The sequence below is a fragment of the Pseudomonas sp. SIMBA_041 genome (assembly GCF_046535095.1).
In the GTDB taxonomy this organism is placed as follows: Bacteria; Pseudomonadota; Gammaproteobacteria; order Pseudomonadales; family Pseudomonadaceae; genus Aquipseudomonas; species Aquipseudomonas mucoides.
On record NZ_JAWRXJ010000007.1, the window covers coordinates 245642 to 258233 of the forward strand.

The 12592-nt window shown below is 59.5% G+C and carries 9 protein-coding genes; 7 read left to right on the plus strand and 2 right to left on the minus strand.

Annotated elements, in window-relative coordinates; genetic code table 11:
- Positions 1–8: 8 nt before the first annotated feature.
- The 5 genes from lon (at position 9) to cmoB (ending at position 5587) form a co-directional block, all read left to right on the plus strand.
- Complete coding sequence (gene lon / locus SB725_RS19030; protein WP_027922781.1) at positions 9–2426, plus strand: endopeptidase La; 2418 nt, start codon at positions 9–11, stop codon at positions 2424–2426.
- Positions 2427–2617: 191 nt separating this feature from the next.
- Positions 2618–3010, plus strand: a complete 393-nt coding sequence (locus SB725_RS19035; protein WP_027922780.1) for a protease inhibitor I42 family protein — start codon at positions 2618–2620, stop codon at positions 3008–3010.
- Positions 3011–3012: 2 nt separating this feature from the next.
- Complete coding sequence (locus SB725_RS19040) at positions 3013–3663, plus strand: lysoplasmalogenase (RefSeq protein WP_410922474.1); 651 nt, start codon at positions 3013–3015, stop codon at positions 3661–3663.
- 191 nt (positions 3664–3854) lie between these two features.
- Positions 3855–4634 (plus strand): carboxy-S-adenosyl-L-methionine synthase CmoA, encoded by a 780-nt coding sequence (gene cmoA / locus SB725_RS19045; RefSeq protein ID WP_172825931.1) that lies wholly within the window; start codon positions 3855–3857, stop codon positions 4632–4634.
- On the plus strand, positions 4631–5587 hold the full coding sequence (gene cmoB, locus SB725_RS19050) for a tRNA 5-methoxyuridine(34)/uridine 5-oxyacetic acid(34) synthase CmoB (RefSeq protein WP_410922475.1): 957 nt from the start codon (positions 4631–4633) through the stop codon (positions 5585–5587). Before cmoA ends, cmoB begins: the two co-directional genes overlap by 4 nt.
- Positions 5588–5743: 156 nt before the next feature.
- Here cmoB and tadA read toward each other — a convergent pair whose 3' ends face one another.
- Together tadA and SB725_RS19060 are read right to left on the minus strand one after the other, a co-directional pair.
- A complete protein-coding gene (tadA, locus tag SB725_RS19055) occupies positions 5744–6241 on the minus strand; it encodes a tRNA adenosine(34) deaminase TadA (protein ID WP_027922776.1) in 498 nt (165 codons plus the stop codon).
- Positions 6241–7617, minus strand: coding sequence for a multicopper oxidase family protein (locus tag SB725_RS19060; RefSeq protein ID WP_027922775.1), 1377 nt, complete (start codon positions 7615–7617; stop codon positions 6241–6243). Before SB725_RS19060 ends, tadA begins: the two co-directional genes overlap by 1 nt.
- Positions 7618–7845: 228 nt before the next feature.
- Here SB725_RS19060 and SB725_RS19065 point away from each other — a divergent pair, with 228 nt between their 5' ends.
- The gene (locus SB725_RS19065; protein WP_410922476.1) at positions 7846–12261 is read left to right on the plus strand and encodes a membrane-targeted effector domain-containing toxin; all 4416 of its coding nucleotides are present in this window, start codon (positions 7846–7848) and stop codon (positions 12259–12261) included.
- The gene (locus SB725_RS19070) at positions 12227–12589 is read left to right on the plus strand and encodes a hypothetical protein (protein WP_410922477.1); all 363 of its coding nucleotides are present in this window, start codon (positions 12227–12229) and stop codon (positions 12587–12589) included. Before SB725_RS19065 ends, SB725_RS19070 begins: the two co-directional genes overlap by 35 nt.
- The last annotated feature ends 3 nt before the right edge of the window (positions 12590–12592 follow it).

The following is a 12592-nucleotide window of genomic DNA, read 5'->3' on the forward strand; positions in this document are numbered from 1 at the left end:
GGTGCCCCATGAGCGACCAGCAAGACTTCCCCGAAGACCCGAGCGAGTACAACGAAGCCGAGCAAATCGAACACCACGCCACCGGCAAAGGCCTCGCCCTGCCCGGCCAGAACCTGCCGGACAAGGTCTACATCATCCCGATCCACAACCGCCCGTTCTTCCCGGCCCAAGTACTGCCGGTCATCGTCAACGAAGAACCCTGGGCCGAAACCCTCGACCTGGTCAGCAAGGCCGATCACCACTCCCTGGCCCTGTTCTACATGGACACGCCCCAGGAAGACCCGCGCCATCTCAACACCGGCGCACTCCCCGAGTACGGCACCCTGGTCAAGGTGCACCACGCCAGCCGTGAAAACGGCAAACTGCAATTCGTCGCCCAGGGCCTGACCCGGGTGCGCATCAAGACCTGGCTCAAGCACCATCGCCCGCCGTACCTGGTGGAAGTCGAATACCCGCACCAGCCCACCGAGCCGACCGACGAGGTCAAGGCCTACGGCATGGCGCTGATCAACGCGATCAAGGAACTGCTGCCGCTCAACCCGCTGTACAGCGAAGAGCTGAAAAACTACCTCAACCGCTTCAGCCCCAACGACCCGTCGCCGCTGACCGACTTCGCCGCCGCCCTGACCTCCGCCACCGGTGGCGAACTGCAAGAAGTGCTCGACTGCGTGCCCATGCTCAAGCGCATGGAAAAAGTCCTGCCGATGCTGCGCAAGGAAGTCGAAGTTGCGCGCCTGCAGAAAGAGATTTCCGCCGAAGTTAACCGCAAGATCGGCGAGCATCAGCGCGAGTTCTTCCTCAAGGAACAACTCAAGGTCATCCAGCAAGAGCTGGGCCTGACCAAAGACGATCGCAGCGCTGACATCGAGCAGTTCGAGCAACGCCTCACCGGCAAAGTGCTCTCGCCGCAGGCGCAGAAACGCATCGAAGAGGAAATGAACAAGCTGTCGATCCTCGAGACCGGCTCGCCGGAGTACGCGGTCACCCGCAACTACCTCGACTGGGCGACCTCGGTGCCGTGGGGCGTGTACGGCGAGGACAAACTCGACCTCAAGCACGCGCGCAAGGTACTGGACAAACACCATGCCGGCCTCGACGACATCAAGGACCGCATCCTCGAATTCCTCGCGGTCGGTGCTTACAAAGGCGAGATCAGCGGCTCTATCGTGCTGCTGGTCGGCCCGCCGGGCGTGGGTAAAACCAGCGTCGGCAAGTCCATCGCCGAATCCCTTGGCCGGCCGTTCTACCGCTTCAGCCTCGGCGGCATGCGCGACGAAGCCGAGATCAAGGGCCACCGCCGCACCTACATCGGCGCGCAACCGGGCAAACTCGTACAGGCGTTGAAAGACGTCGAAGTGATGAACCCGGTGATCATGCTCGATGAGATCGACAAGATGGGCCAAAGCTATCAGGGCGACCCGGCCTCGGCGCTGCTGGAAACCCTCGATCCGGAACAGAACGTCGAATTCCTCGACCACTATCTGGACCTGCGTCTGGACCTGTCGAAAGTGCTGTTCGTGTGCACCGCCAACACCCTGGACTCAATCCCCGGCCCGTTGCTGGACCGGATGGAAGTGATTCGCCTGTCGGGTTACATCACCGAAGAAAAAATCGCCATCGCCAAGCGTCACCTGTGGCCGAAACAACTGGAAAAGGCCGGCGTGTCCAAAGGCAGCCTGAGCATCAGCGACAGCGCGCTCAAAGCCTTGATCGACGGTTACGCCCGCGAAGCCGGTGTGCGCCAGTTGGAAAAACAACTGGGCAAACTGGTGCGCAAAGCCGTGGTGAAATTGATCGACGACCCCAAAGCCGTCATCAAACTCGGCCCCAAAGACCTCGAAACCTCACTCGGTCATCCGGTGTTCCGCAACGAGCAAGTGTTGTCCGGCACCGGCGTTATCACCGGTCTGGCCTGGACCAGCATGGGCGGCGCGACCTTGCCGATCGAAGCGACGCGGATCCACACGCTGAACCGTGGCTTCAAACTCACCGGGCAATTGGGTGATGTGATGAAAGAGTCGGCGGAAATCGCCTACAGCTACGTCAGTTCCAACCTGAAATCGTTTGGCGGCGATCCGAAATTCTTCGACGAAGCCTTCGTCCACCTCCACGTCCCGGAAGGCGCCACCCCGAAAGACGGCCCGAGCGCCGGCGTGACCATGGCCAGCGCCCTGCTCTCGCTCGCACGCAACCAGCCGCCGAAAAAAGGCGTGGCCATGACCGGCGAACTGACGTTGACCGGGCACGTCCTGCCAATTGGCGGGGTACGCGAGAAGGTGATTGCGGCGCGGCGGCAGAAGATCTTCGAGTTAATCTTGCCGGAGCCTAACCGTGGCAGCTTTGAGGAGCTGCCGGATTATCTGAAAGAAGGGATCACCGTGCATTTCGCCAAGCGCTTTGCGGATGTGGCGAAGATATTGTTCTGATCGTTAGGTAGCGCCTGAACCACCGCTTTCGCGAGCAGGCTTGCTCCCACTGGGTTATTGCAATCCATGGTGGGAGCGGGCTTGCCCGCGAAGGCGTCGGCACTGACGGCGCAAATCCCCAGCGCTGTCACACTTTGTCTCATCTTCAGTTATGCTCGCCGTTCGTCGTGAACGCCGGAGCCGCTGACCCTATGTCCCCCACTCGCTTGTTTGTCCCCCTCGCCCTTTCCTTGCTGGCCGCCTGTGCCACGCAGCCGAAACAGAACGTGACCGTGGAAAAACAAAGCCAATGCCCGGTGAAACTCAACAACGGGCAAAACCTGATCCTGACCCTGCCGAGCAACCCGAGTACGGGTTACCGCTGGGCGATCCAGGATTCGGCCGGTGGTGTGCTGCATGCGCTCAGCCCCGAGGTGTACAGCAACCCCGAGGACGCCGGCATCGTCGGCAGCGCCGGTATTTCGACCTGGCGCTTTCAGGCGTTTGCCGCCGGCACCGGGCGTTTGCGCCTGACCTCGCAGCAGCCTTGGGCGCCGGAAGTGTTGCCGGTGGACACCTTCGATTGCGCGATTTCGGTTAACTGATCGTGGGCTGGCTGATTCTGGCGCTGATGGGCGCGGTGACCTTCCTGTATGGCGTAAGCGTGCACGCGATGTTGCTTTGTCTGCTGGTCAAACCGTTGCCAGTACTGGCCCTGCTCGGTTGGCTGCATGACGCGCCGCCCAGCGACTATCGACGCTGGATCAGCCTTGGCCTGATTTTCTCGCTGCTGGGTGATGTGTTGCTGGCCTGGCCGGGGGATCTGTTTGTGTTTGGTCTCGGGGCGTTTCTGGTTGCACACCTGGCTTATCTCAAAGCCTATTTGAGCGATTGCCGGCGGTTGGCGGCGTTGCCCTTGGTGATTGCCCTGGGCGTCGGCGCAGTATTGTTGGGGATTTTGATTTCCCACGGTCTCGGCCCATTGCTGGTTCCGGTGATTGTTTATGGCCTGGCCATCAGCGCAATGCTCTGGCGGGCACTGGCTCGCTTGGGCACGGAGGTGCCAAAACGCTCGGCACTGCTGGCGGCGGCAGGTGCGCTGGCGTTTGTGTTCTCCGACAGCGTGATTGGTATCAGCCGCTTTGTGGCGCCGTTCGATGCGGCGCCTTACGTGATCATCGTCAGTTACTGGCTGGGGCAGTGGGGGATCACGGCGTCGGCGTTCGGCCCCCAGTATCAAGCACGCCACACGCTGTAGCAGCTGCCGAAGGCTGCGTTCGAGGGCAAAGCCCTCGCCTCCCAAACAACATCAATCGTACTTAAGTGACGCAAAACAAGGCACGACTGCTTCGCAGCCGAACGCAGCCTTCGGCAGCTGCTACAGGATTGCGTACGCCTTCGGCACGGTTTATCAGACAACCCGCGCATCCCCCCGTCAATTTGGCTAAAATGCCGGCCTTTTCCACCAACGCCGCTGGAACCGCCGTGAGCAAAGAACCCGATCGCCTTTTCGCCCAGCCTTTGGCCCAGGTGCCTGACTTCGCCTTTAACGAGGACGTGGTGCGGGTGTTCCCGGACATGATCAAGCGTTCGGTGCCGGGCTATCCGACCATCGTGGAAAACCTCGGCGTGCTCGCCGCGCAATTCGCCCAGCCCAACAGCGTGCTCTACGACCTCGGTTCGTCCCTGGGCGCTGTGACTCAAGCCTTGCGCCGACACGTGCGCACCGACGGTTGCCGGGTGATCGCTGTGGATAACTCGACGGCAATGGTCGAACGCTGCCGCGAATACCTCAACGGTCAGGACTCGATGTTCCAGGAGTTGCTGCCCGTTGAAGTAATCGAGGGCGACATCCTCGCCCTCGACTTCCAGCCCGCCTCGGTGGTGGCGTTGAACTTCACCCTGCAATTCATCGCCCCGGACCAGCGCACGGCATTGCTGTCGCGCATCCGCCAATCGCTGTTGCCGGGTGGCGCGCTGATCCTGTCAGAGAAGCTGCGTTTCAATGACCCCGAAGAACACGCGCTGCTCACCGACCTGCACGTCGCCTTCAAACGCGCCAACGGCTACAGCGAACTGGAAATCGCCCAGAAACGCAGCGCCATCGAAAACGTCATGAAGCCCGACAGCCTCGAAGAACACCGCGAGCGCCTGCTGGCCGCCGGGTTCTCGAAAGTCGTGCCGTGGTTCCAGTGTCTTAACTTTGCCTCGTTGATTGCCTTGCCATGATTGATCTGTCCCCCCTCGCCCGCCGTCTGGCCGGTACACCACTGGCCGCCTGGGCCAACACCCTGCAAGCGCAACTCGACAAGAAAATGGATAAGGGTCATGGCGACCTGGAACGTTGGCAGAGTGCACTGGATGCATTGCCGAAGCTTCAGCCGAGCGAAGTCGACTTGCTCAACGGCCTGATGCTGGACACCGAGTGCGACGACGAAACCCGTGCGCAAATGCGTACCGCGCTGATGGGTTTATCGCCATGGCGCAAAGGACCGTTTGATCTGTTCGGCGTGCACGTCGACACCGAATGGCGTTCAGACTGGAAATGGTCGCGTGTTGCACCGCATCTGGATCTGAAGGGCAAACGCATTCTTGATGTGGGTTGCGGCAACGGTTACTACATGTGGCGCATGCTCGGCGCCGGTGCCGACAGCGTGATCGGCGTTGACCCGAACTGGCTGTTCTTCTGCCAGTTCCAGGCCGTGCAGCGCTACCTGTCGGAACCGAATGCCTGGCACCTGCCATTCCCGTTCGAAGACTTGCCGCCGGAGCTGGAAGGCTTCGATACGGTGTTTTCCATGGGCGTGTTCTATCACCGCCGTTCGCCGATCGAGCATTTGCTGGCGCTGAAGGATTGCCTGGTCAAAGGCGGTGAACTGGTGCTGGAGACGCTGGTGATCGAAGGCGATCAGCAGCAGGTGCTGGTGCCGGAAGACCGTTATGCGCAGATGCGCAACGTGTGGTTCCTGCCGTCGGTGCCGGCGCTGGAATTGTGGTTGCGCCGTGCCGGGTTTACCGATGTGCGTTGCGTGGACGTGAGCGTGACCACGGTCGAGGAACAGCGCGGGACGGAGTGGATGAAGTATCAGTCGCTGAGCGACTTCCTGGATCCGGACGATCACAGCAAAACGATTGAAGGGCTGCCGGCGCCGATGCGTGCCGTCATCGTGGCCCGCAAGTAAACCGAAGCTTTCAGCAACACCGAAGATCAAATGTGGGAGCTGGCTTGCCTGCGATAGCGGAGTGTCAGACAGCAAAGATGTCGACTGTCAGCCCCCCATCGCAGGCAAGCCAGCTCCCACATTGATCGGGTTCTCAAGTTCACTCCTCGGTGCGACTCAATCTGCTGGCTTGGCTCTTCGGGCCTTGAAAAACTCGCTAAGCACCGCCCCGCACTCCTGCGCCAACACCCCGCCTTCAAACAACACCCGGTGGTTCAAAAACCCTTGGGTGAAGAACTGCCCCTGACTCTGCACAATCCCGGCCTTGGGCTCCAGCGCGCCATACACCACCCGCGCAATCCGCGAATGCACGATCAGGCCGGCGCACATGCTGCACGGCTCCAGCGTCACGTACAGCGTGCTGCCCGGCAGACGATAGTTGCTCGCGGCCAAGGCTGCGGCGCGGATCGCGACCATTTCAGCGTGGGCACTCGGGTCGTTGCCGCTGATCGGGCAATTGAAGCCGCGACCGATGATCTCGCCGTCCTGCACCAACACAGCGCCCACGGGCACTTCACCCAACGCTGCGCCTTGTGCAGCCAAGGCCAGGGCTTCGCGCATGAAGTCGCGATCACGGCTGCGGTCGATGATCGCGGCGGGACGTATCTGACGCATCAGGCCACCTCGATAGCGGCCATCAGGCCGGTTTCCATGTGATCGATCACATGGCAATGGAACATCCAGATGCCCGGGTTATCCGCTACCAGCGCCACTTGCGCACGCTCGTTCTTGCCCAACAGATACGTGTCGGTGAAGTACGGAATGACCTTGTGCCGGTTCGAGGCAATGACTTTGAAGCTCATGCCGTGCAAGTGAATCGGGTGCTGATACTGAGTCATGTTCTTCAATTCGAAAATGTAGCTCTTGCCCTTCTCAAGCTTGGCAATCGGGCGGTCGGCGCAGGTCTTGTCCGTGATGTCCCAGGCCTTGCCGTTAATCTGCCACAGGCTCGGCGGTTTACCGTTGCCGACGTTGACCGACACCGAGCCCACCCACTCGAAATTGAAGTTGAGTTTCTCGGCGTTGGCCAGGTCCGGCTCGGCGATCGGGTTCGCAGGCAGTGCCGGCGGCCATGGTGTCGGTGCGTCGGTATTCGCCACTGAGCGCAAGGTGCCCAGGCGAACCGGGCCGTTGCGCAGGGACAATTCCTCACCGGCCGGCGGCGCCTTGATCGCCAGGCAAATACGCATGCCGGGGCCGAGCCAGTACTCCTTGCCCAGCGGACGCGGCTCGATGGGATTGCCGTCCAGTGCGTAGATCTGCGCTTCGACTCCGGGGATGTTGAGGCGATACGTCAGCGTGTTATCGAGGTTGAGTATGCGCACGCGGGTGATCTGCCCGGCGGGCAAGTCGATCACCGCCTGCGAGACGCCATTGATGGTCGACAAACGTCCCGCCGTACCGCCGCGCGCGGCTTCACGAGGAATGCTGAACGCAACGAAAGCACCCTCTTCATCGACGTGCCAGCTCTTGAGGCTCAGGGTTTTCTCGTACTTGAAACCGGTCGGCTCACGCTCTTCGATGATCAGCGGACCGACCAGCCCGCGACCGAGCTCTTCGCTGCTGTTCACGTGCGGGTGATACCAGTAGCTACCGGCGTCGGGCACGCGGAATTTGTAATCGAAGTACTCACCCGGCAGCACCGGCAATTGCGAGACGTAAGGCACGCCATCCATCTCCAGCGGCAAGCGGATGCCGTGCCAGTGAATGGTGGTCGCGACCGGCAGGTGGTTTATGAAACGCACTCGCAGCCAGTCGCCCTGGCGAACCCGCAACTCGGTGCCCGGCGCCGAGGGGCCGAACGCCCAGGCTTCGGTCTTGTGCCCGGCCACCAGTTCGACGTCCAGCGGCGCTGCGATCAGCTCGTAGTCGTGACCTGCGTCAGCGTCAGCCATCTTGCCCAGCCAGTACCGCGACGCGCCCCCCGCTCCGACACCAACGACAACAAGACCGGCCAGGCCACCGAGGATTTGGCGACGGGTAAACGACATGAACTTAACTACCTCACGTATCAGCGACAGGCACGAGGGCCTGCAAAAGGCGAATACGATACACCTGCGGTTGAGAAACAGTAAGGGTGGGGCGGCGGATGGCCGCAGCAGATGCGATCTGCTGCGTGACCCTACACGGTCACGAAAGGCATGTGGGCATAACTATGTAGTGCACTTGCCTTGAGCTAACGGGTCATCCTCACAGCCCATTTCTCAAGGAGCGAGAGCATGCCTGTTGATCAGAATACCGAAGCGTTACCCAATTCTGCCGACAAGGAGCGGCTGAAAACGATTGCCCCCGTCGTTGTGACGGCCTGCCCGGGCTTGAAGGATGAAGCCCACGCAGTCGCCAGCGAAATCCTGAACAAACACGGCATCACCGGCATGGACCCGGATGAGGTCTGGTGGCATCGGTTCGACAACGTCTCGGCCAGCAGCAACACGGCCTTTCTGAGTTGGGAGCACGCCCCCAAACCCTGTGAATCATTGACCCTGACGCAACTGGTCATCCAGGGATACCGCGTGACCGATCAAGACGACGCCCTCGAACTGAACAGTAACGGCGGGTTTTACACTGAGGATGCAAACGCCAGCATTTTCAATGAAACCAATGAAGTGCGGATGTACCCCAGCAAGGTCCTCACGGACCTGTGGGAGATGAACCTCAGTGAACGTTATCTGAATAAACTGAACGCGTTCTGGGCGACTCATCTCGATGACTTCCGGACCCTGGCCAAATCCAACTACCTCAGCAAAGCCGTCGAGGCGCGTCAAAACGGCCAACTGCAAGAGGAGGATTTCCAGACCGTCGTCAGGGCCGTCGTCGGTGGTGCAACCTGGCCGATCACCCTGGCGACCCTGCAGTCCCAAACCGCTTCGCCTGCAGATCTACGTATCTGCGCGCTGGATGTCGCAGGTCATGTCGCCACCGATATTCTGCGCATTGTTGACCGCAATGGTCGACAGATCACTTACGTTCCCGGTGCCGCACAGGCTTTCCACGTGCAGCCGACAGCGACGGACATGCACTGGTGGATCTTGCTGCAAATGAATGAAGAGCAACCGCGCACGGAGTTCATGACCCATTTCCCGCTGTCGGTACGCAAGGAAGTCCACGACAACATCACCCCGCTGATGAACCAGTTGGTCGGCACCTGGGGAAAATACGACCACCATTTGATCAATCAGAAAAACATCACCATCAGCGGCGATCCCTTCACCTGGCAGAGCCGGGCGGTCCAGAGCACGATGCTGGAAGAGGCCGATCTGACGCTGGTGACTCACGGACAAATGCGTAAACAACTTTGGCTGGGTTACCTGGCTGCCGGGCTGCATGTGTTTGGCCCCTTGGCGGTGATGGGTTGGCCAATCGCGTTGCCGGTGATCGGGGCCAGTATCGCCGCGATGGGCTTGAACATCGACAAGGCGGTCAATGGCAAAACGGCGGCGCAACGCAAGGCTGGCGTCATCGGCGCGGTGCTCGATGGCATCAATGCCCTGTTCAATATCCCGATGCTCAAGGAAGCCAGCGTTCTGGAAGAAGTCGGGGCTTCAGTGGATGCCGCCGAAGCCGCCGAAATGGCTTCGCTGAGGGAGTCGGACAGTGCCGCTGAATCTACCGTAACGGAAGATCCGCGTGAGCTCGACAGCGTAGAGTCGAGTCGCCCTCAACCCGAAGGGTCACCTTTATCGCCGAGCGAACCGGTTGTAGTGCCTGAACAATGGCAATGCCATGAGTCACTGGAAAGCGAAATGCTGTCTGCCCAGAGCGGTAAATTTCAGGGGATCTATTCGCTCCATTCCACCCCATCGACCGCAATCAAGATGAACGACGCAGCCTATTACGTGCGCTTCGAAGGCGACGCCAACGGTGCCGGCAAATGGGCAATTATTGATCCAGAAAACCCCGACGCTTTCTCGGGCACGTTCCCCGTTCGCCTGAACGCTGACGGTCAGTGGGAGCTGATACCCCGCACAGGACTGAAAGGCGGAATGCAATCGCCGCCCACCAGCGAGTTGGGTGAGCCCTCTCTACCCCAAGACGGGGCATGGGCGCAGGAACCCGGTACTTATGTAAAAAAACTGCGAACGCCCCGCATGAGGGAATGGGCCCTGGGCGGTCCGGATGAGTTTATTACGGTTATTGAGGAAGAAGGACAGGAAGTACGGACCAGTCGATTTGCCTGGCATCAGCGCATTGCTCGTAACCGGCTGATACACGATGCCGAAGCCTATTACGAAGCTCATCCACCGTTGCCCCCCGTGCAAACGTCTTCCCCTCCTCCGTTCAAAACGGCGGCCGAGCTGTTTCAAACAGTATCCGAACAAAAGTCCGGGTTGGTCTTGGGCCAGACACCGGGCAGCCTCGCCGGTAGAAAATTGCTGATCGAAAATATGCCGACACTGGCGAAACTTGGGTTCAAGAGGCTCTATCTGCAAGAGCTGCTGACCAACGCCAATCAAATGGATCTGGACACTTTCGCTCGCACCGGGGAAATGCCCGCAGAGCTCGAAGACTACCTGCAAAAACTCGATCTCAAGACGGGTCACGACCCGGAGGGCAAGTTCACTTCCCTGGAACTCGTGAAGGCCGCCAACGCGCAGCATATCCGCGTTCAAGCCGTCGACTGCGCGATTACTTACAACATCAACGGTCATGTCAGCCTCGAGCCGCAACAACAAATGGCACGAAGTTTTTTTGCCAGCGAAGTCATTCAACTCAATGAGCAGGCGCACGGATCAGCCAATTGGGTGGCGTTGGTCAATCGGGAAAACATGAGTTCCTTCAGGCGTTATCAAGGCATCAGTGAACAGGTGGGCGCTGTGAGTGTGCGCATCGATGAGGTGAGCCCCGGACTGGCGGAGCCCATTACAGCCGACTCCGGCGCAGCGGTGGTGTATGAGGACTCTGCGGACACGCCTGTCTATGATCTTCAGGAAGCCCCCTTTGAGGGCTCGAACACCGTAACGTCATCCATCAAAGGCGATTGGCGGTTGCAAGTGGAAAACCCATGGACCTATAGATCCTCGACGAACCTCAAAGCCCTGTTGCCGGAGCCAGGCATGTACACCTTTCAGCGTTCGGACAGTGCCGTGCTTTTGGTCTATCGCAATGGCAACAAGCAGATAGAAGAAACCATTATCAAAACGATGCCCGGCGGATACATCGAACTCGATTCCCCTATATGGCCGGACTTCGTCTTCAAGCCTTTCAATAATCTTGAAGCGCTGAAGAATGCACTGGCCGCAAAGGGCATGAGACTCATGGGTTGGCCTGCTCAACCGTCCAAAGCGGTGGATACCGTTGAACAAGTCGCAACTCAGAACATAACTTCCGAGGCATCAGGGACAAGCGAGGTGCTCGAAAAGCTCATTCCGACTCTGCCTGATATCGAGCCACAGGCCTCGGTGCCGGAGCACTGGCAGAGTAATGAAATTCTGGAAAGCCAGGCCCTGCTGGCCACCGACGGAAAATTCAAGGGCATTTATTCACTGAACTCAAACCCGTCCACCGCGATCCTCATGAACGATCAGGCTTACTACGTTCGTTACGAAGCCGATATCAATGGCGGCGGCACATGGGCCATTATCGACCCGGCTACCCCCCATGCCTCCACGGGGTCAATGCCGGTGCGATTGAATGGCGAGGGCGAATGGGAGCTGGCGCCCAATGCCGGATTGAAGGGCGGCGGCAAAAACCTCAGCAAGCCTGTTCCCGGCCCCTCGAAGCCGACGAATCATGTCCGGCCAACGCCTGATTTTTCCAGGCACTTGACGAGATACGACGCCCCCAATGGACGCTCGCTGAACTTCCTGGCTCTGGGAAAGCCCGAAACCCATATAAAAGTCGTTGCCGCACCTGGCGGGGTCCTCAGAGGGGTTTCCCCCTATGAAGAGTATGTCGCCGGGCGTAGAGCGGTCCTGATCAGGGATGCCATCAGATTCCAGATCCCGAAGAATTTTTTTGCCTCGTTACCGGCCCGCCCGATTCAGCCCGTCATCACGCCCTCCACGACCGTTACGGAGCTCATCGAGAAAGTATTCAACACTGCGCCCGGTCTGGTAATCGGTGAGAGTCAGGACCGCATTGCCAGCATGCGGTTCCTGATCGAAAACATGCCAACGCTGGCGAAGCAAGGCGTCAAGACGATCTACATGCATCGCCTGCTCAACGACTTCAATCAAGTCGACCTGAACGATTTCGCCGAAACCGGGGACATGCATGGGATGCTGGGGAAGTACCTGCAAAAACTGCCAGGCGATCCTGCGGGACAGTTCACCCCCCTCGAAGTCGTCAAGACCGCCCAACAGAACGGCATTCGAATCCAGGCCACCGATTGCCTGGCCAGTTATCGCTATACAGACTCGAATTTCCGCGCCATCTCACGGCAATCCGTCAGGACCTACCTCACCCATACCATCATAAAGGCCACACAAGCCCGCAATGGTGGCGGCAAATGGGTGGTAATCACCGACCAGGAGAGTACCAACACGTTCAGGGGAATGGCCGGCATCAGCGAAACCGAGGGGGGTATCGGTCTACGCATCGAAGAAGTGGGCCCTGACCAGCGTCAGCACCTGGACATCGACCATGGCATCGAAGTCGGCCGTGAAAACAGAAATCGCACCCCTGATGGGCGGTAATGTCGACACCCTGTATGCCGACATCAGCCTGCAGATTCCAACTCAGTTCATTCAGCGATCGCCCGAGCAAATCAATGAGCTGCTGTTCCGCCAAGGCATGTTCACCATTGAAAGTTCGGAGGACACGTTGACGCTGATTCATCGCAGCCGGACCAACCAGATAGTGCGAACGATGATTGCGCGAACGGCGGATGGCGGCTTTCTGATTAACCGTCCTGCCTGGACTGCCGTGCATCAGATCACCTACGCGAATCTGATCAACCTTGTCCACGCACTCAACCGCATGGGCCTGACCCTTGAAGGGCGCCTGCCCTCTGTAGCGGCCTGATCG